This is a genomic window from Herbiconiux flava (assembly GCF_013409865.1).
Taxonomy (GTDB): Bacteria; Actinomycetota; Actinomycetes; order Actinomycetales; family Microbacteriaceae; genus Herbiconiux; species Herbiconiux flava.
In genome coordinates this window covers 1,027,475-1,046,468 of record NZ_JACCBM010000001.1, presented here as the reverse complement: position 1 = coordinate 1,046,468, position 18,994 = coordinate 1,027,475, and the positions used below count along the sequence as shown (strand labels likewise).

Here is an 18,994-nt window from a genome sequence, read left to right as displayed (position 1 = left end):
GCGCTACTCGTTGCCCACCGAGCAGGTGTAGTCGGCGGCGGTCTGGCCCTTGACGGAGTCGGGGAGCAGGGTGGATCCGTCGGCGAGGACGGTGCCCGGAGCCGGGGCCGCGGGGTCGACGGGGGCCGCGGGATCGACCGGCGCCGACGGGTCGGCGGGAGCGGCGGGGGCTGACGGGTCGACGGGGGCGGCAGCATCCGGAGCCCCCGGCGAAGCCGGATCGACGACCGACGCCACCCCGCCCGGAGCCGCGACCGCGACCGGCTGGTCGGCCAGGATCGCCGCGAACAGGATGTCGGCCGCCTCGGTGTCGGGCGCGACCTTGCCCTCGGGAACCCAGTCGGCGGCGAAGTTGGGGTAGGCGACGAAGGTGACCTTGGAGAGGTCCATGTCCTTGAGGGCGAGCGCGATGGAGACCATCGTGTCGGGCGAGGCCAGCCGGTCGGAGAGCGTCATGTTGCTCGCGGCGGCCTTGGCGAGGCCGTAGAGCTTGCCGAAGTCGGTGAGGGTCGAGTCGCTCTTCACGGTGCGCACGAGGGAGGAGAGGAAGACCTGCTGCGAGGAGATGCGGCCGATGTCGCTGCCGTCGCCGACGCCGTGGCGGGTGCGCAGGAAGCCGAGCGCATCCGCCCCTTTCAGCGGGTGGGTGCCGGGTTCGAGGTAGACGCCGGTGAACGGGTCGTCGATCACCTCGGCGACGCAGACGGGCACGCCGCCGACCGCGTTGGACATCTCGATCACGCCGTTGAACTGGATCTCGGCCGCGAACGGGATGCTCAGCCCGGTCAGGCTCTCGACCGTCAGCACGGTGCAGGCGAGGCCGCCCTGGCCGAGCGACTCGTTGATCGGCGCGGTGTAGCCGCCGCCCTCGGGGCACTCGGGGAGGTCGACGACGAGGTCGCGGGGGAAGCTGACGACGGTGGCGCTCGAGTGGTCCTGCGCGATGTGCATGAGCATCGTGACGTCGTTGAGCTCGGCGCCCTCGTCGTCGCCGTAGGCGTCGCCCTGGCCGGTGCGGCTGTCGCTGCCGACGAGCAGGAGGTTGACGCCGCCGTCGATGGCCGAGATGGCGGGGGCTGCGGCTGCGATGTCGGCCCCGTCAGCGCCACTCGCCTGGGCAGCCGCGGCCTCCTGATCGGAGACGAGCGAGACGGTCTGGATGCTCCGCGTGACGTCCCAGGCGGCGTAGGCGCCGAGGGTGGCGCCGCTGATCCCGAGCACCGCGACGGCGGCGAGCGCGGTGGTCGCGACGGCGCGAAGGGGATGGGGACTGCGCAGGCGGCCGTGGCGCGCGATCGGCGTCTTCTTCGTCATGGTGGGGGTCTCCTTTGCAGAAGTCTGGCACACTGCTATATTCAACGCATTGGTTGATAAACGAAGTTGTTGACGATGGATGCTCGCGACGATGCCGCGCTCGACCGGGCGTTCCTCGCGCTGGCCGATCCGGTGCGCCGCAGCATCGTCGCCCGCCTCAGCCGAGGGCCCGCGACGGTCGGGTCGCTCGCCGAGCCGTTCGCGATCACGGTGCAGGCCGTGTCGCGGCACATCCGGGTGCTCGAGGAGGCCGGGCTCGTCACGCGCAGCCGCGACGGGCAGCGGCGGCCGGTGCATCTGGCGCCGGCGGCGCTCGAGGGGCTGACGGCGTGGATCGACGGGTACCGGCTCGAGCACGAACGGCGGTTCCGGCGCCTCGACGGGGTGCTCGGAGCATCCGCTGCCCCTGCGTCGCCGGAACCCATCACCCCCGCCACGACTTCGAAGGAGAAGGAGGAGGAATCATGACGAACCCCACCACCATCACGGCCCCCGAGGGCCTGCCGTTCATCGAGATCGTGCGCGAGTTCGACGCGCCCGTCGCCGCCGTCTACGCCGCGTATGCCGACCCGCTGCTCGTGGCGCAGTGGCTCGGGCCCGACGGTTACGACGTCGACCTGGAGAGCTACGACCTCGTCAGCGGCGGGCACTACCGCTACCTGCACACGAACCCGGCGGGCGACGTGTTCGCGTTCCGCGGGTCGTTCCACACGGTGCGGCCCGAGGAGCTGATCATCCAGACGTTCGAGTGGGAGGGGATGCCCGACTCGGTGGCGCTCGAGAGCATCCGCTTCACGGCGGGCGACGGCGGGGCGGGCGGCACCGGCGGCACGGGCGGCGCCGGCACGGTCATCCGCGGCTGGAGCGTCTTCCCGAGCGTCGAGGCGCGCGACGGCATGGTGCAGAACGGCATGGAGCGCGGCGTCGTCGAGGGCTACCGCCGCCTCGACGCCCTGCTCGCCCCCTGAAGCGGCCCCCGCGCGCAACGGCGGCGGCGGCTGAGTCGCGGCAATGCGTCGCATTTCGCCGCGACTCAGCCCGAAACGCGACCATCTGCCGCGACTCAGCCGCCGAGGACGTCGGCGGGCGGGGGTCAGTGCAGCGAGACGTCGGCCGGGGTGCGTCGCCAGGCGAGGAACCGCACCGTGAGGCCCGGGCGCGTCGGCGCCGCCACGAGCGGCCCGGCCTGCGCCTCGAGCGACGCCTCGAACGGGATCACACGCACGAACTGCAGGGGCCCGCCGTCGACCGCGGCCCGCACGATCAGCGCGTCGTCGCCGCGGCTCACCCGCACGAGCACCCGCCGCCCGAGCCACGCGGGCATCGGCGCGACCGACCAGTCCGACCGCCCGTGGGTCACCACGGCGCCCAGCTGCAGCAGCCCGTCGGCGAACTCGACGCCCACCTTCACCCAGCGATCAGCGGATGCCCGCACGAACATCCCCGCCTGGTCGAACTGCTCGGCGAACTCCGCCTCGAACTCGACCTCCATCGCGGTGCCGACCGCGAACGGCGCGAGCAGACCGTGCTCGCTGTCGTGCACGAAGCCGTAGTACGTCTCGCGCCAGGCGTCGCTGCCCTCGACCGCGGTGACGACGAGCGCCTCTCCCCGCTCCTCGGCGTCGACCGGCGGATGCGTCCACGCACCCTCCGACCACGGAACGCGCACGCCTTCACTCATCCCCCCACGCTACGGGATGCGACGCAGCTGCTGCGCGGCGGGCGACCCCGTTGCCGTCATTCGCCGATGGTCATTGACTGGGAGCGATCATCACGACGTCGAAGGAGACCATCATGAGCGACGACAGCACCACCACACCGACCGGCGAGAACGAGCCGTTCGACCAGACCAACGGCCTGGCCCAGGGCCTCGAGGGCGACGACCGCGGCACGGTCGGCGACGCCCCCGACGACGACGAGGAGACCGGCGGCGTGCTCGGCGCGACCTTCCGCGGCCTCGCCGAACCCCTGTCGGGCGAACGCGACGGCGACGCCGACGGCGCCACCCCCGAGGACGCCGACGAGGCGGTCACCCCCTACAGCGAAGAGGGCCGGTGACTCCACGGCGGAGGGGGCCGTCGACGATCGGGCCGAGCATCCGCCCACCCGCGGAGCGGAAAGACCTGGCGGAGGGCAAGAGATTCGAACTCTTGAGGGCTTTGACACCCCACCAGTTTTCAAGACTGGCTCCATCGGCCGCTCGGACAGCCCTCCCGATCGCCGCCGCCCCAAGGGCGCAACGATCAGCCACGAGCATACCCGCCCACCTGCGAGCGCAGGAAAAGGGCCGCGTCAGATCGTCGCGAGCGCCTGCGCCACCCCGTCGTCGTAGACGGAGGCGGTGACCTCCGTCGCGGCGGCGATCACGTCATCGGGCGCCTGCCCCATGGCGACGGCCCGCCCCGACTCGCCCGCCCAGCGGAACATGTCGAGGTCGTTGCGCCCGTCGCCGATCGCCATCACGCGCGACCGCGGGATGCCGAGCGCCTCGCGCACGCGCTCGAGCCCGGTGGCCTTGTTCACGCCGTCGGGCGCGATGTCGAGCCAGGCGGTCCAGCCGATCGAGTACGACACCCGGTGCAGGCCCATGCGGTCGACGACCTGCAGGAAGTCCTCCATGTCGTGGTCGGGCGAGACCACGACGACCCGCGTCGCGCGGATGCCGATCATCTCCTCGAACGTCACCAGCCGCGTCTGCTCGCCGAGCGCCGCCTGCGGGAACGAGTCGGTGTACATGAAGTTGCCGTCGTCGTCCTCGACCGCGAACACGGCCTCCGCGAGATGCGAGCGGATGGTCGTGAGCACCGGCCCCGGATCGAACGTCTCGACGTGCTCCTGCCGATAGCCGAGCGGTGCCGACGGATCGCGCTTCAGCGTGACGGCGCCGTTGGCGCAGACCACGTACTCCGGGGTGATGCCGAGCTGGGCGATCACGGGCAGCGTGTGCACCGAGGAGCGCCCGGTGGCGAGCATGACCTCGTGGCCGTCGGCGGCGGCGCGGCGCACCTCGGCGCCGACGATGTCGCTCAGCGAGCTGTCCTCGTGCAGCACGGTGCCGTCGATGTCGAGCGCGACGAGCCATGGCGCGACCGGAGCCGAGGCGGAAGCCCCAGCAGCCGCAGCAGCCCCGCTCACGGCGCCTCGATCACGGCGAGCCCGCCGAGGTACGGCCGCAGCACCTCGGGGATGACCACCGAGCCGTCCTCCTGCTGGTGCGTCTCGAGCAGCGCCACGATCCACCGCGTGGTGGCGAGCGTGCCGTTCAGCGTCGCCACCGGCGCCGTCTTGCCCGACTCGGTGCGGTACCGGGTGTCGAGGCGGCGCGCCTGGTAGGTGGTGCAGTTCGAGGTCGAGGTGAGCTCGCGGTAGGTCTCCTGCGATGGCACCCACGCCTCGGTGTCGAACTTGCGGGCGGCGCTCGAGCCGAGGTCGCCGGCGGCCACGTCGATCACGCGGTAGGCGAGACCGAGGTCGGTCAGCATGGCCTCCTGGTACGACAGCAGCGCCTCGTGCTCGGCCTCGGCGTTCTCGGGCAGCACGTAGCTGAACATCTCGAGCTTGTTGAACTGGTGCACGCGCAGGATGCCCCGGGTGTCCTTCCCGTGCGACCCCGCCTCGCGGCGGTAGCAGGTCGACCATCCCGCATAGCGCAGCGATCCGGCCGAGAGATCGAGGATCTCGCCCATGTGGAACCCGGCGAGCGCCACCTCGCTCGTGCCGGTGAGGAAGAGCTCGTCGGCGGGGAGGTAGTAGACCTCGTCGGCGTGCTCGCCGAGGAAGCCCGTGCCGTCCATGGTCTCGGGCCGCACCAGCGTCGGGGTGATCAGCGGTGTGAAGCCGGCGGCGAGCGCGCGGTCGAGCGCGAGGTTCATCAGGGCGATCTCGAGCCGGGCCCCGATGCCGGTGAGGAAGTAGAAGCGGGCCCCCGAGACCTTGGCGCCGCGGGCGAGGTCGAAGACCTTCAGCGACTCGCCGAGCTCCACGTGGTCGCGAGGCTCGAAGCCGAACGAGGGCTTGGTGCCGACCTCGCGCAGGGTGACGAAGTTCTCCTCGCCACCCGAGGGCACGCCGTCGACGACGATGTTCTGGATGCGGCGGGCCGACTCCGTGAACGCCGCCTCCGCATCCGTCGCCCGCTGCTGCGCGGCCTTCACCGCGGCGGCCAGCTCCTGGGCCTGGGCCACGAGGGCCTTCTTCTCGTCTTTGGGGGCGGCGGCGACGGTCTTGCCGAAGGCGTTCTGCTCGGCCCGCAGCGTCTCGAACTCGGTCAGCGCGGCCCGCCGCTCCAGGTCGGCCGCGAGGGCGGTGTCGACGAGCTCGACGGATGCTCCCCGCGCACGCTGCGAGGCTCGGACGACATCAGGGGCTTCACGCAGGAGGACGGGATCGATCACGCCTGCCAGTCTACGGGCCGCCCCCGACAGCCCGCGGCGGGGAGCGGGCGCAGACTCCAGGCGGGATCCACGCCGGACAGCCAGGGCCGGACAGCCCGCGGCGGGAACGCCCCGCCCCCGCACGGTACGGTGATCCCGTGGCACGGGAAGCGGAGACGCGCACACCCCCGCGGGCGGCGATCGTGGTCAATCCGGTCAAGGTCGACGCGGCGAAGCTGCGCGGGCTCGTCGAGGCGGCCGAGACGGCGGCCGGCTGGGGCCCCACGCTCTGGTTCGAGACCACCGTGCACGAGGCCGGCGGTGAGGCGACCACGACGGCGGTCGCCCTCGGGGCCGCGGTCGTGATGGCGGCCGGCGGTGACGGCACCGTGCGCGCCGTGGCCGAGGCGCTGCGCGACACGGGGGTGCCGCTCGGCCTCCTCCCGGTGGGCACGGGCAACCTGCTGGCCCGCAACCTCGAGCTGAACCTCACCAACGTCGAGCTCGCGGTGATGACCGCCTTCACCGGGTTCGATCGCGCGATCGACCTCGGAGTGGTCCAGGCCACCCGCGGCGACGGCTCCGTCGACGAGCACGTCTTCCTCGTGATGGCGGGCCTCGGGCTCGACGCCAAGATGATCGCGAAGACCAACAAGGCGCTGAAGAAGCGAGTCGGCTGGCTCGCCTACGTCGACGGCATCGGCCGCGCGCTGCCCGAGCTGAAGCCGGTGCGGCTGCGCTTCCGGATGGACGGCTCGGCCTGGCGCTCGACCTCCGCCCATACCGTCATCGTGGGCAACTGCGGACTGCTGCCGGGCGGGCTGCTGCTCATCCCGAACGCCGAGCCCGACGACGGCCTGCTCGACATCGTCGCTCTGCGGCCCGAGGGCCCCTTCGGCTGGCTGAAGGTGTGGAACAAGATCGCCTTCGAGAACGGCGTGCTGCGCAAGTCGGCCGCGGGCCGGCGCATCATCGACCTCAACCACGACGTGCGCTCGGTCACCTACGCGAAGGGCCGCGACTTCGAGCTGCGGCTCGAGACCGAGGAGGAGATCCAGCTCGACGGCGACGAGTGGGGCACCGCGACGGCCGTGCGCAGCCATGTCGCTCCGGCGGCGCTGCTCGTGCGCGTGCCGTCGCTCACGCCCGCGGTCACGGCCGCGGCGGTCACGGCGCGCGAATCAGCCGGTCGGGCCTGACCCCGAAAAGCGAAGCGAGCGGATGCTCAGCGAGCCCGGCGCGGACGGGTGCGCCCCGGCACCACCGTCTTCTTGCGCGACGCCTTCGCCTTGGCCTCGGCGGCACGGGCCTCGGCGGCGCGCGCCTTCGCCTTGGCGGTCGCCTTCTGCTTGACGGGGGGCTCCGTGGATCCGGCCGCCCGCGAGGTGTTGGCGGTACGACCCCGCACGACGCCGACGAACTCCTCGACGAGGGCCGCGCGCTCGGCCGGGAGATCGGTGCGCCACACCAGCGCGACCGTGGTGGACGGGGCGCCGGTCACGGGGCGGGAGTCGACGTCCTTCCGTGCCCAGAGGCGGGCGAGGGACTTCGGCAGCAGCACGGCGCCGACGCCCGCCGCGACCAGGGCGACCGCGTCGGGGCCGCCGGTGGGCGTGGCGGCGGGGGCGTGCATCCGCTCGCCGAGCATCGCCTCGAGTTCGTCCAGCGCGATCTCGTCGACCGCGGTGATCTCGTGGTCGGCGGGGACGACGACGACCGGCAGCTCCTCGTACAGCGGGATCGCGTGCACGCCCTCGGTGCGCACGGGCAGCCGCGCGATCACGACGTCGGCGGGGCCGGAGGCGGGCTCGGCATCGGCGGGGCCGGCATCGTCGGAGGCGACTTCGGCCGGCTCGGCGTCGGCGGCTTCCGCATCGTCGGCGCGAGCATCCGGCACCTCGAAGAGCACCGCCAGATCGTCGGTCGAACCCAGCGCGACGGTGTCGAGCGGCAGCAGCTCGAGCCGCTCACCCGGGAAGCGCTCGCCCCAGATGCGCACCCACTTCGACGGGGTGACGCCGGGCACGAAGGCGACTCGGAGGACCATGGCGCCCCCTTTCGTCGAGCCCGCCCAGGATACGCTGTGCAGATGAGCCCCTCCAAGACGCCGCAGACCATGAAGCCGGCGACCGCCGCGAAGAAGCTCGGCATCTACCTGCCCGCGGCCCCCGCGGAGCTGCAGGAGGCGCCGATGACGCGCGAGACCCTGAACGAGCTGCTGCAGTCCCCGCCCGAGTGGCTCGTCGAGCTGCGGCTGAACGGCCCGCACCCGCGCGACGTCGTGGCGCGCAAGCTCGGCGTCTCGATCTCGGGTCTCGCCCGCGCCGGGGTTACGGATGCGCTCACCACCGCCCAGATCAAGGAGCTGCTCGAGGCACCGCCCGAGTGGCTGGTCACCGAACGCCGCATCCAGGCCGAGGTGCGGGAAGAGAACCACCGCGTGAACGACATCAAGGCAGGTAAGCGCGCTGGAGCTGAAAGCGACGATCCGGTGGATCGTCGCCGCGACGCCAGCGCCGAGTGAGCTGGGCTCACTCGGTCGACTCGACAGCGATTTCAGCGTGACCGACATCGAGCTGGCCTCGATCCCGGGCGGCACGCTGCAGCTCGTGGATGCGAGGCGGAAGATCCGCCGCACCGAGCAGCTCGAGCCCTTCGAGATCGGCGTCTACCCGGTCACCGAGGCACTCGTGGCCGAGCTGATCGGGGTCACCGCCGAGCACCCGCGCCGCCCGGCCGTCGAGCTGAGCTGGCTGCGCGCCGTGCGCCTGTGCAACGCCGCCTCGGAGTGGGAGGGCCTCGACCTCGCCTACGGCGTCGACGGCGAGGACGTGGTCTGGCACCGCGACTCCGAGGGGTACCGGCTGCCGAGCGAGGCCGAGTGGGAGTTCGCCTGCCGCGCCGGCTCGACCGGGCCGGTCTACGGTCCGCTCGGGGAGGTCGCGTGGTCGGCCGCCGACGGGGTCGGGTCTCCGCAGGACGTCGGGGCACGGCATCCGAACCTCTTCGGCCTCTTCGACACGCTCGGCAACGTCTCGGAGTGGTGCTTCGACCTGCTCGACCCCGATGACGACCCCGCGCGCGGATCGAGGGTCTTCCGCGGCGGCGGTTTCGCCGACGACGCGTGGAACGTGCGGGCCGACGTGCGACGCGGCGCGCCACCCCGCTCGACGCACGACGACGTGGGCCTGCGGCTCGCCCGATCGGCTGAGTAGCGCCCCCACGCTCTGGCGGGTCGGCGGCCCCGGGCGTACGGTTCGAGCATGAGCGTGCCCACGGTGAGCCTGGACCGATACACCGATGTGCGACCGGAGCTCGCGGACTGGATGCGCGAACAGCGCTGGTACGCCTCCTCCGAGCAGAGCCCCGCGCTGACCCGCGTCGGCGTCTGGACGCTGACCGACCACAAGCACCAGGTGGGCCTCGAGACGCACCTGCTGCTCGACGAGTCGGGACCGGCGCCCGTGCTCTACCAGGTGCCGCTGTCGTTCCGCTCGTCACCGCTGCTCGGCGGTGAGCGCGCCCTCGTGGAGCGCGTCGAGGGGCCGAGCGGCTCCGTCTACGTCTACGACGCCCCGCACGACCCCGCCTTCACGCGGGCCCTGCTCGCGCTGATGCTCGACGACGAGGTGACCGCGGGCGAGTCGCCCGACGGCACCGAGGCGACGGGGCACCACGCGCTGACGAGTCCGGAGATCCGGGTCACCGACTCGCGCGTGCTGCGCGGCGAGCAGTCGAACACCTCGATCATCTTCGATCTCGTGCACCTGAACGGGAAGCCGGCGCAGCCGGTGATCTGCAAGCTGTTCCGCGTGCTGAGCGACGGCCAGAATCCCGACGTGGTGGTGCAGTCGGCGCTGAGCGATGCCGGTTCGCGCCTCGTGCCGCGCGCCGTGGGGTCGGTCTCGGGGTCGTGGAACGATCCCCGGGTCGAGGCCGGGCGGGCATCCGGTCACCTGGCCTTCGCGCAGGAGTTCATCCCCGAGGTGGAGGACGCGTGGCGGGTGGCGCTGCGCTCGGCCGAGGCCGGCGAGTCGTTCGAGCAGCTCGCGAAGGCGCTCGGTGAGGCGACGGCCCAGGTGCACACCGAGCTGGCGCGGCTTTTCCCGGTGCACGAGGCGTCGGATGCCGACCGGGGCGCCATCGTCGCGAGCTTCCGCGACCGGGCCGCGCAGGCGCTCGTCGAGGTGCCGTCGCTCGCGTCGCAGGCGAGCGCGGTCGACGAGGTGTTCGCGGCGGCGGCCGAGGCCTCGTGGCCGGCGTTCCAGCGCATCCACGGGGACTACCACCTCGGGCAGGTGCTGGCCGTGCCCGGGCGCGGCTGGGTGCTGCTCGACTTCGAGGGCGAGCCGCTGCGCCCGCTCGCCGAGCGGAGCGAACCCGACGTGACGCTGCGCGACGTCGCCGGCATGCTGCGCTCGTTCGACTACGTCGCGGGCACGCTCGCGCAGTCCGATCACGCCGAGGCGGCGCGGGCGTGGGCGCACGAGGCGCGGGACGCGTTCATCGACGGCTACGTCTCGCGCTCGGGGCTCGACCTGCGGGCGCAGCGCGTGCTGCTCGATGCGTTCGAGCTCGACAAGGCGCTCTACGAGGTCAGCTACGAGGCGCGCAACCGGCCCGACTGGGTCTCGATCCCGGTGAACGCGATCGAACGCCTCGCAACCAGGCCGCGCTAGGCGGTCGGCTCGCCGTCGATCAGCCCCCGCAGCCACTCGCGCGCCTCGCGGAAGACCTCGTCGTCGTAGCGGTCGACGTACTCGACCGGCGCCTGGTCGGCCCGCGGGTACGACCCCAGGAAGATCACACTGGGGCTGAACCGGCGAACGCCGAGCAGGGCATCCGCCACCCGCTCGTCGGAGATGTGCCCGTCGGCGTCGATCACGAAGCGGTAGCGCCCGAGGGCGTCGCCGATCGGCCGGGACTGCAGCAGCGACAGGTTCACCCCGCGCGTCGAGAACTGCTCGAGCAGTTCGAGCAGGGCTCCGGAACGGTCATCCGGGAGCTCGGCGATGATGCTCGTCTTGTCTGCCCCGGTCGCCGCCGGCAGCACCGTGCTGCGCGACACGAGCACGAACCGCGTGACCGCGTTGGCGTTGTCGGCGATGTTCTCGGCCAGCACCTCGAGCTCGTGGTGCTGCACGATCTGCGGCGGCGCCACGGCCGCGTCGGCGAGGTCGTTCTCGAACAGCGCCAGCGCGGAGGCCACGTTCGACGTGGACGGGATGTGGCCGTGCGTCGGCAGGTTCGCGTCGAGCCAGCTGCGGGTCTGAGCGTAGGCGACCGGATGCGCGTTCACCACCCGCACGTCCTCCAGCCGCGTGCCGGGCCGGGCCACGAGCACGAACTGCACCCGCACGAGGTACTCCCCCACGATCCTGAGGTTCGGGATGTTCGCCAGCGCGTCGAGCGTCGACGTGACCCCGCCCTCGATGGAGTTCTCGATCGCGATCATCGCGGCGACGCTGCGCCCCGACACCACGTCGTCGAACGCCTCGCCCACGTTGTTGACCGAGCGCCACTCCTTGCCCCGTGCCTCGGGCACCTGGGCGAGCGCGGCCTCGGTGAAGGTTCCCGAGGGGCCGAGGTAGCTGTAGGTCTCCGACATGCCCCTGAGCCTAGCGAGCGGCGATGGCACGGGCGGGCGGCGGGTGCCAGACTTGGGGCATGTTCGAACGCGCCGGCACTGTGGCCCTTCCCGAAGACCTGATCGACGTCGACGCGCTGGTGCGCGCCTACTACGAGCTGCACCCCGACGTGAACGACCCCGAGCAGAAGGTGGCGTTCGGCACGAGCGGGCACCGCGGCTCGAGCTTCAACACGGCCTTTAACGAGGACCACATCGCCGCGATCACGCAGGCGATCGTCGAGTACCGCGCCGACCAGGGCATCACCGGCCCGCTCTTCCTCGGCCGCGACACCCACGGCCTGTCCAAGCCGGCCGAAGACACAGCGCTCGAGGTGCTCGCCGCCAACGGCGTCACGGTCTGGACCGACTCCCGCGACAGCTGGACGCCGACGCCCGCCGTCTCGCACGCGATCCTCGCCTACAACCGGGCGGGCCACGACGACCAGGCCGACGGCATCGTCGTCACCCCGAGCCACAACCCGCCGGCCGACGGCGGCTTCAAGTACAACCCCCCGCACGGCGGCCCGGCCGACTCCGACGCCACCGGCTGGATCGCGAACCGCGCCAACGAGCTGATCGCCGGAGGCCTCGCCGACGTCAAGCGCGTGGGCCGCGGTGAGGGCGCGCCGACCGGCACCTACGACTTCCGCGAGCACTACGTCGCCGATCTCGTGAACGTGATCGACCTCGACGCGATCCAGAAGTCGGGCATCCACATCGGGGCCGACCCGCTGGGCGGCGCGAGCGTCGAGTACTGGGAGCTCATCCGCGACCGCTACAGCCTCAACATGGACGTGGTGAACGAGACGGTCGACCCGCAGTGGGCGTTCATGACGCTCGACTGGGACGGCAAGATCCGCATGGACTGCTCGAGCCCCTACGCCATGGCCTCCCTCGTCGCGAGCCGCGACCGGTACGACATCGCCACCGGCAACGACGCGGATGCCGACCGGCACGGCGTGGTCACCCCCGACGCCGGCATCATGAACCCCAACCACTACCTGGCCGTCGCCATCCAGTACCTGTACTCGCGTCGCGAGGGCTGGCAGCCGGATGCGGCGATCGGCAAGACCCTCGTCTCCAGCTCCATGATCGACCGGGTCGCGGGCTCGCTCGGCCGCACCCTCTGGGAGGTGCCGGTCGGCTTCAAGTGGTTCGTCCCCGGCCTGATCGACGGCTCGGTCGCCTTCGGCGGTGAGGAGTCGGCCGGAGCGTCGTTCCTGCGCTTCGACGGCACCGTCTGGACCACGGACAAGGACGGCATCCTGCTGGCCCTGCTCGCCTCCGAGATCCTCGCCGTGACCGGCAAGACCCCCTCGCAGCTCTACGCCGAACTGACCGAGGAGTTCGGTTCGCCGGTCTACGAGCGCGTCGACGCCGCGGCCAGCAAGGCGCAGAAGGCGGCCCTCGGCAAGCTCGACGGCGACGCCATCACGGCCACCGAGCTCGCCGGCGACCCGATCATCGCGAAGCTCTCGCACGCCCCGGGCAACGGCGCGGCCGTCGGCGGCGTCAAGGTCGTCACCGACAACGCCTGGTTCGCGGCCCGCCCCTCGGGCACCGAGGACGTCTACAAGATCTACGCCGAGAGCTTCGTGGGCGAGGAGCACCTCCGCCGCGTGCAGGCCGAGGCGAAGCTGATCGTCGACGCCGCCCTCGGCGCGTAGCGCCCGGCCCCGCTCTCGAACTACGGCAGGAGCGGCGCGAGGAAGGCGCGGAGCGCCGTCGTCGTCTCGGCGGCGGTGAGCCCGCCGTCGGCGCGCAGGATGCGCCACGTCGTCGCGTCGCAGACGGCGACGATCTGCGCCAGGCGCAGGCGCTGCGTCGCGCCGTCCAGCGACGGGTCGAGGTGCTGCTCGAAGGTGCGGCGGCACCAGTCCACGTGGTACGCCCGGCCCCGGGCGGCGAGGTCGACGAGCCCGGGAACGAGCGGCGCCTCCGAGTAGGTCTTCAGGATGAGCGCGCCGTACACCTCGTAGTGCTCGACCAGCGCCTCCACCGTGGCCGCGACCGACGCCTGCGCCGCGGCTTCGCGGGCGGCGGCGATGCGGCCCAGCTCGCGCTCCACCACCGTCGTCATCAGCCCCGGCTTCCCGCCGAAGCGCCGGATCACGGTCTGCACCGCCACGCCCGCGTCGGCGGCCACGTCGTCGAGGCGGATGCGCTCGTACGGAGTGTCGGCGAAGCGCGTCAGCATCGCATCCACGATGCGCTCGCCGGTCGCCTCGGCCGACTCGGCCCGCACCGACATGCGGTACTCGCGGGGCTTGCCGCCGGAGTCTCGCGCTTTCATGTGACTTAGGCTAACATCACTTTTCATGTCAACCTCACTCACTCCGAATGACTGTCTTCGCGCGCAACTGGTTCCGACCCGCCTGGGCCGCCTGCACGTGCGCACCACCGGCCCCGCCGCCGGCCCCCTGACCGTGCTCTGGTCGTCGATGTTCGTCGACAGCAGCACCTGGTTCCGGATGCTCCCGCTCCTGCAGCGCGCCCACCCCACCCGCGCGTTCGCCCTGATCGACCCGCCCGGCCTCGGCCGAAGCGACGCGCTGACGCGCGCCACCGACATCCGTGGCGCCGCCGACGCCGCACGCGACGCCCTCGCCGTGCTGAACCCGGACGGGCGGCCCGTCGACTGGCTCGGCAACGCCTTCGGCGGCCACGTCGGCTACGAACTGGCGGCCGATCCCGGCCTCCTGCGCTCGTTCGTCGCGGTCAGCGCCCCGGTCGAGCCCATCTCGGTCGAGCTGCGGCAGCGCATCAACCTGCTCGCGCCGGTGCTGCGGCTGATCGGGCCGGTGGGTCCGGTGCGCGCGGCCGTGCTCGACGCGATGCTCACCGACGCCTCGGCGGCCGACCCGGGCATCCGGAGCACCGTGCTGGAGAGCCTCGGGCGGCCCGAGCGACGGAGCATGGGCCTCGCGCTGCGATCGTTCATCCTGAACCGGGTCGACGTGTCGGCGCTGCTGCCGCGGCTCACGGTGCCCAGCCTGTTCGTGGCCTCCGACGACCGCGGCGACTGGAGCCCGGCCGACGCCGAGCGCTCGGCCGCCGCCGCCGGGCCGATCGCGCGGTCGGTCACGATCGCGGGCGCGCGCACCCTCGTGCCGCTCGAGCAGCCCGCCGCCCTGGCGCGGGTCGTCGGGGACTTCTGGGCCGAAGTCGAAGCCGGGTCCGACGGCGGTGGCGGTCGCGGTCGCGGCAGCAGCGGCGGCGGTGCCTCTGCCGGCGCCTCTTAGGCGATCGACCAGAAGTGCGCGGTGCCGCCCGGCTTCTCGACCGTGATGGCGGTGTCGAGGTCGCGGTACTGCGCGTCGAGCGTGTGGCCGACCATCTTGATCGCGATGGTGCCGTCGAGGTTCGGGGTGACCTTCGAGACGATCATCGTGTGGTCGACCCCGTTGTCGTTCTGCGGGTCCCAGTCGAACATCACGACGTCGCCGATCTTGACCTGGTCCCGCTGGGTGATCTCGAGCCGCGTGGTGTCGGGACGGGAGGCGTAGTAGGCGTCCATCTGGTTGCCGCGGATCCAGCTGTAGCTGTAGTCGCCGGTGGTCGCGTACTCGCTGTACCAGTTCTCGTCCTGCACCCAGCCGCGCGCGAGCATGGCCTGGTTGACGAAGTTGCCGCAGTCGTTGTCGGGGAACTGGCCCCACTCGGCGAGGTTGTAGTCCTTCCAGTAGGTGAAGGCGTAGTTCATCTGGCTGTCGACCGGAGTCTGCACCTCGTAGCCGAAGCCGCCGTCGAGCACGACCTCCGAGCCGTCCTCGAGGGTGACGGTCACGGGCACGGCGGCCACGGCGAAGTCGACGGATGCGGGGGTCACCGCGGTCAGCGTGCGGTCGTCGACGACGGCGAAGGAGGGTGCGGCCTCGGTGCCGAAGCGCACCGCGGCGACGGGTGAATCGCCGTCGAACCCGGATCCGGAGACGGTGACCTCGGCGCCCCCGGTGAGACTGCCGGTGGCGGGCGAGACGGCCTCGAGGGCCACGCGGGCGGCGGCCGCAGCGGAGTCGGCGGATCCGGAACCGGAGCCGCTGCCGGAGGCGCCGGCCGCGCAGCCGGTGAGGGCGAGGCTCGCGACGGCGAAGGCCGCGACGAGAGCGGTGAGCGGGCGGCGGGAGGGGCGAGCGGAAGGACGTCGGGTACTGCTTCGGGGCATGAGGTCCATCGCAACACATCTTCATTTGTGTCCCCTATGAGGGGGACGGGCTCGACAGCCCGAGAACTTCCGTCGAACGATTTTCCGCCGTCCTCCTTGACGTGGGACAACCACGCGCTTACGCTCCTGGTAATCCCAAGAGAGCGCTCTCACAGCACGCACGGTCGCGTGATAGAGCGCTCTCATAGACACGCACAAAGGAGTGACCGTGAGTCTTTCACGACGCACAAAAGCCGTAGCCGCCGTTGCGGGCGCGGCCGCCATCGCCCTTCTCGCCGCCGGCTGCTCGGCCGGCGACTCGTCGTCGTCGGGGGGCTCCGGCGACAAGGTCGAGCTGACCGTCACGACGTTCGGCACGATGGGCTACGACGACCTCTACGCGCAGTACGAGGCCGACCACCCGAACATCACCATCAAGCCCACCAACATCGACACCGGCGACAACGCCAAGACCGACTGGCAGACCAAGGCCGCCGCCGGCGCCGGGCTGCCCGACGTGCAGGCCGTCGAGGAGGGCTGGCTGAGCGCCGTGATGCAGGTCTCCGACCAGTTCAACGACCTCAGCGACTACGGAGCCGACGAGATCAAGGACCGCTGGGTCGACTGGAAGCTCGCCCAGGCCACCGACAAGGACGGCCGCCTGATCGGCTACGGCTCGGACATCGGCCCCGAGGGCCTCTGCTACAACCGCACCGCCTTCGAGGCCGCCGGCCTGCCCACCGACCGCGAGGAGGTTGCGACGCTCTTCGGCGGCGAGGACGCCACGTGGGACAAGTACTTCGAGGTCGGCCAGCAGTACAAGGCCGCGACCGGCAAGGCGTTCTACGACCAGTCCGGCTTCCTCTGGAACGCCATGGTGAACCAGCAGCCCGAGGGCTACTACACCAAGGACGGCGAGCTGAACGTCGACGGCAACAAGGACCTCCAGAAGCTCTGGACGACCCTCTCCGCCGCCACCGAGTCGGGCCTGTCGGCCAACCAGACCGCCTGGGACTGGGGCAAGGGCAAGGCCTTCACCGACCAGACCTTCGCGACCTTCGTCTGCCCGGGCTGGATGCTCGGCGTGGTGAAGGGCCAGGTCACCGCCGCGGGCGGCGACGCCACCACCGGCTGGGACTTCGCCAACGTCTTCCCCGGCGGTGCGGCCAACTGGGGCGGCAGCTTCCTGACCGTGCCCACGCAGTCCAAGCACCCGAAGGAGGCCGCCGAGCTGGCCGCCTTCCTCACCGACGCGAAGTCGCAGGCCGCGGCCTTCGGTGTCGCGGGCACCTTCCCGAGCGTGACGGCCGCCCAGACCGACCCCGCCGTGACGGGCACGAACGAGCTGTCGACGTTCTTCAACGACGCCCCCATCGGTGAGATCCTCGCCCAGCGCGCCGACGGTGTCGTCGCCCAGTACAAGGGCCCGGACGACTCGGTCATCCAGTCGCAGGTCTTCGGCCCCGCGATCCAGCAGATCGACTCGGGCAAGGCCGACGGCGCCACGGCCTGGGACAACGCGCTCGAGCTGCTGAACCAGCTCGTCGTCAACAAGTAAGCACCCGGGGGTGGGCGGCCTCGGCCGCCCACCCCCCACCTTTCCCTGCCGCAGCCACCAGGAAGCCGTCATGACCGCCACCCTCACGCCGCCGACGTCGGACACGACGCCGCACGAGCCCTATCGCCCGAAGCAGCGCACCCCCTTCGCGTACTGGCGCAGCCGCTTCGACGTGAAGGCCTCCCCCTACCTCTACATCGCCCCGTTCTTCGTGCTGTTCGGCCTGGTCGGGCTCTTCCCCCTCGTCTACACCTTCATCGTGTCGCTGAACGAGTGGAACCTGCTCTCCGGCCCCGCCGGCTTCGTCGGCCTCGACAACTACGTCGCCGAGCTGAACGACCCCTTCTTCTGGAACTCGCTCTTCAACACCGTGAGCATCTTCCTGCTCTCGGCCATCCCGCAGCTGGTCGGCGCGGTGCTGATCGCGGCGGTGCTCGACCAGAACATCCGCGCCAAGACCTTCTGGCGGATGAGCGTGCTCATCCCCTACGTCGTCACCCCCGTCGCCGTGACGCTGATCTTCTCCAGCGCCTTCGACGAGAAGTACGGCCTGATCAACAACGTGCTGCAGACCCTCTCGATCGACCCCGTGATGTGGAAGACCGAGACCCTCCCCTCGCACGTCGCCATCGCCTCGATGGTCAACTGGCGCTGGACGGGCTACAACGCCCTGATCCTGCTCGCCGCCATGCAGGCCGTGCCGCGTGACATCTACGAGTCCGCCGCGCTGGACGGCGCCGGAGCGATCAGGCGCTTCTTCTCGATGACCTTGCCGAGCATCCGCCCGACCATGATCTTCGTGATCGTCACGGCCACCGTCGGTGGCCTGCAGATCTTCACCGAGCCGAAGCTCTTCAACCCCACCACCGCCACCCCCGGCGGCCCGCAGCGGCAGTACCAGACCACGGTGCTCTACCTCTGGGACCTCGCGTTCAACCGGCAGAACTTCGGCAAGGCCTCCGCGGTCGCCTGGCTCCTGTTCCTCATCATCGTGCTCTTCGGGGTGCTGAACTTCCTGATCTCGCGGCGCATCGCCTCGGTCGAGAGCCGATTCATCGCGAAGAAGGCCATCAAGAAGGGAAAGCGCTCGTGACCACGACCACCATCGCCCGCCGCCGCAAGCCGCTCGGCATCGACAAGCGACCCGGGTTCCTCACCTACGGCCTGCTGATCGTCTTCTTCGTCGCCGGCACCTATCCCCTCTACTGGTCGTTCATCGCGGGCACCAGCCCGAGCTCGGTGCTCACCGAGACGTGGCCGCCGCTGCTGCCCGGCGGGCAGTTCTGGCAGAACGTCGGCGAGGTGATGAACACGGTGCCGTTCTGGACGTCGCTGCTGAACAGCATCATCGTCTCGAGCGTCATCACGGTGTCGGTCGTGCTGTTCTCGACGCTCGCCGGCTACTCGTTCGCGAAGCTGAAGTTCCGCGGCCGCGAGGGGCTGCTCGTGTTCGTCATCGCGACCCTCGCGGTGCCCACCCAGCTCGGCATCATCCCGCTCTTCATGGTGATGAAGCAGTTCGGCTGGACCGGCACCCTGGGCGCCGTCATCGTGCCCACCCTGGTGACCGCCTTCGGCGTGTTCTTCATGCGGCAGTACCTCGTCGACGTCATCCCCGACGAGCTGATCGAGGCCGCCCGGGTCGACGGCGCGAGCATGCTGAGCACGTTCTGGCACGTCGGCATCCCGGCCGCGCGCCCGGCGATGGCCATCCTGGGCCTGTTCACGTTCATGACCGCGTGGACCGACTACCTCTGGCCGCTGCTCGTCGTGCCGCAGAACCCGACGCTGCAGGTGGCGCTGAGCCAGCTGCAGTCGGCCAAGTACGTCGACTACTCGATCGTGCTGACCGGCGCGGTGCTCGCCACCCTGCCCCTCCTGCTGCTGTTCGTGCTCGCGGGCAAGCAGCTCGTCTCGGGCATCATGGCGGGCGCGGTCAAGGGCTGAGCCGAGCTCTACACTGGAGATCGGCAGAC

At 71.2% G+C, this 18,994-nt stretch carries 20 protein-coding genes and 1 tRNA gene; 12 read left to right on the top strand and 9 right to left on the bottom strand.

Going from position 1 to position 18,994, the window contains the following annotated elements:
- Window positions 1–3: 3 nt before the first annotated feature.
- On the bottom strand, window positions 4–1,314 hold the full coding sequence (locus tag BJ984_RS04875) for an LCP family protein (protein WP_179547069.1): 1,311 nt from the start codon (window positions 1,312–1,314) through the stop codon (window positions 4–6).
- Between the two features lie 75 nt (window positions 1,315–1,389).
- On the opposite strand from BJ984_RS04875, the gene BJ984_RS04870 reads away from it, so the two are divergent.
- Window positions 1,390–1,782, top strand: coding sequence for an ArsR/SmtB family transcription factor (locus tag BJ984_RS04870; protein WP_179547068.1), 393 nt, complete (start codon window positions 1,390–1,392; stop codon window positions 1,780–1,782).
- Window positions 1,779–2,282 carry an SRPBCC domain-containing protein gene (locus BJ984_RS04865; protein ID WP_179547067.1) on the top strand — a complete coding sequence of 168 codons (504 nt, stop codon included), beginning with the start codon at window positions 1,779–1,781 and terminating at the stop codon, window positions 2,280–2,282. The genes BJ984_RS04870 and BJ984_RS04865 overlap by 4 nt, the downstream gene beginning before the upstream one ends.
- Before the next feature lie 125 nt (window positions 2,283–2,407).
- Here BJ984_RS04865 and BJ984_RS04860 read toward each other — a convergent pair whose 3' ends face one another.
- Window positions 2,408–2,995, bottom strand: a complete 588-nt coding sequence (locus BJ984_RS04860; RefSeq protein ID WP_179547066.1) for a DUF1349 domain-containing protein — start codon at window positions 2,993–2,995, stop codon at window positions 2,408–2,410.
- A gap of 113 nt (window positions 2,996–3,108) precedes the next feature.
- Here BJ984_RS04860 and BJ984_RS04855 point away from each other — a divergent pair, with 113 nt between their 5' ends.
- The gene (locus BJ984_RS04855; protein WP_173181875.1) at window positions 3,109–3,372 is read left to right on the top strand and encodes a hypothetical protein; all 264 of its coding nucleotides are present in this window, start codon (window positions 3,109–3,111) and stop codon (window positions 3,370–3,372) included.
- A gap of 66 nt (window positions 3,373–3,438) precedes the next feature.
- On the opposite strand, the gene BJ984_RS04850 is transcribed toward BJ984_RS04855, so the two are convergent.
- The 3 genes from BJ984_RS04850 to serS form a co-directional block, all read right to left on the bottom strand.
- Window positions 3,439–3,528, bottom strand: a tRNA-Ser gene (locus BJ984_RS04850).
- A gap of 78 nt (window positions 3,529–3,606) precedes the next feature.
- On the bottom strand, window positions 3,607–4,449 hold the full coding sequence (locus BJ984_RS04845) for an HAD family hydrolase (RefSeq protein WP_271206403.1): 843 nt from the start codon (window positions 4,447–4,449) through the stop codon (window positions 3,607–3,609).
- Complete coding sequence (serS, locus tag BJ984_RS04840; RefSeq protein ID WP_179547065.1) at window positions 4,446–5,708, bottom strand: serine--tRNA ligase; 1,263 nt, start codon at window positions 5,706–5,708, stop codon at window positions 4,446–4,448. The genes BJ984_RS04845 and serS overlap by 4 nt, the downstream gene beginning before the upstream one ends.
- Before the next feature lie 137 nt (window positions 5,709–5,845).
- Between serS and BJ984_RS04835 the strand changes: the two genes are divergently transcribed.
- Window positions 5,846–6,886: a diacylglycerol/lipid kinase family protein gene (locus BJ984_RS04835; RefSeq protein ID WP_271206402.1), complete on the top strand. Its 1,041-nt coding sequence runs from the start codon at window positions 5,846–5,848 to the stop codon at window positions 6,884–6,886.
- 26 nt (window positions 6,887–6,912) lie between these two features.
- Here BJ984_RS04835 and BJ984_RS04830 read toward each other — a convergent pair whose 3' ends face one another.
- Window positions 6,913–7,734: a LysR substrate-binding domain-containing protein gene (locus BJ984_RS04830; RefSeq protein ID WP_179547063.1), complete on the bottom strand. Its 822-nt coding sequence runs from the start codon at window positions 7,732–7,734 to the stop codon at window positions 6,913–6,915.
- Between the two features lie 42 nt (window positions 7,735–7,776).
- On the opposite strand from BJ984_RS04830, the gene BJ984_RS04825 reads away from it, so the two are divergent.
- The 3 genes from BJ984_RS04825 to BJ984_RS04815 are packed head-to-tail and all read left to right on the top strand — an operon-like array spanning window position 7,777 to window position 10,366.
- A complete protein-coding gene (locus BJ984_RS04825; protein WP_179547062.1) occupies window positions 7,777–8,211 on the top strand; it encodes a DUF5997 family protein in 435 nt (144 codons plus the stop codon).
- A gap of 37 nt (window positions 8,212–8,248) precedes the next feature.
- Entirely contained in the window at window positions 8,249–8,902 is a 654-nt protein-coding gene (locus tag BJ984_RS04820) for a formylglycine-generating enzyme family protein (protein ID WP_179547061.1), read from the top strand.
- A 48-nt stretch (window positions 8,903–8,950) separates the two neighbouring features.
- On the top strand, window positions 8,951–10,366 hold the full coding sequence (locus BJ984_RS04815) for a maltokinase N-terminal cap-like domain-containing protein (RefSeq protein ID WP_179547060.1): 1,416 nt from the start codon (window positions 8,951–8,953) through the stop codon (window positions 10,364–10,366).
- Here BJ984_RS04815 and pheA read toward each other — a convergent pair.
- Complete coding sequence (gene pheA / locus BJ984_RS04810; RefSeq protein WP_179547059.1) at window positions 10,363–11,295, bottom strand: prephenate dehydratase; 933 nt, start codon at window positions 11,293–11,295, stop codon at window positions 10,363–10,365. The genes BJ984_RS04815 and pheA overlap by 4 nt on opposite strands.
- A gap of 59 nt (window positions 11,296–11,354) precedes the next feature.
- Here pheA and pgm point away from each other — a divergent pair, with 59 nt between their 5' ends.
- A complete protein-coding gene (pgm, locus tag BJ984_RS04805) occupies window positions 11,355–12,983 on the top strand; it encodes a phosphoglucomutase (alpha-D-glucose-1,6-bisphosphate-dependent) (RefSeq protein ID WP_179547058.1) in 1,629 nt (542 codons plus the stop codon).
- 20 nt (window positions 12,984–13,003) lie between these two features.
- Here the strand turns inward: pgm and BJ984_RS04800 are convergent, their stop codons facing one another.
- Window positions 13,004–13,609: a TetR/AcrR family transcriptional regulator gene (locus BJ984_RS04800; protein ID WP_179547057.1), complete on the bottom strand. Its 606-nt coding sequence runs from the start codon at window positions 13,607–13,609 to the stop codon at window positions 13,004–13,006.
- A gap of 25 nt (window positions 13,610–13,634) precedes the next feature.
- On the opposite strand from BJ984_RS04800, the gene BJ984_RS04795 reads away from it, so the two are divergent.
- Window positions 13,635–14,558: an alpha/beta fold hydrolase gene (locus BJ984_RS04795; protein ID WP_179547056.1), complete on the top strand. Its 924-nt coding sequence runs from the start codon at window positions 13,635–13,637 to the stop codon at window positions 14,556–14,558.
- On the opposite strand, the gene BJ984_RS04790 is transcribed toward BJ984_RS04795, so the two are convergent.
- Complete coding sequence (locus BJ984_RS04790; RefSeq protein ID WP_179547055.1) at window positions 14,555–15,481, bottom strand: amidase domain-containing protein; 927 nt, start codon at window positions 15,479–15,481, stop codon at window positions 14,555–14,557. The two genes, BJ984_RS04795 and BJ984_RS04790, sit on opposite strands and share 4 nt — an antisense overlap.
- Before the next feature lie 208 nt (window positions 15,482–15,689).
- Here BJ984_RS04790 and BJ984_RS04785 point away from each other — a divergent pair, with 208 nt between their 5' ends.
- The 3 genes from BJ984_RS04785 (at window position 15,690) to BJ984_RS04775 (ending at window position 18,965) form a co-directional block, all read left to right on the top strand.
- Window positions 15,690–17,018: an ABC transporter substrate-binding protein gene (locus tag BJ984_RS04785; RefSeq protein WP_179547054.1), complete on the top strand. Its 1,329-nt coding sequence runs from the start codon at window positions 15,690–15,692 to the stop codon at window positions 17,016–17,018.
- A gap of 70 nt (window positions 17,019–17,088) precedes the next feature.
- Entirely contained in the window at window positions 17,089–18,111 is a 1,023-nt protein-coding gene (locus BJ984_RS04780; protein WP_179547053.1) for a carbohydrate ABC transporter permease, read from the top strand.
- Entirely contained in the window at window positions 18,108–18,965 is an 858-nt protein-coding gene (locus BJ984_RS04775) for a carbohydrate ABC transporter permease (RefSeq protein WP_218869974.1), read from the top strand. The genes BJ984_RS04780 and BJ984_RS04775 overlap by 4 nt, the downstream gene beginning before the upstream one ends.
- Window positions 18,966–18,994 lie beyond the last annotated feature (29 nt).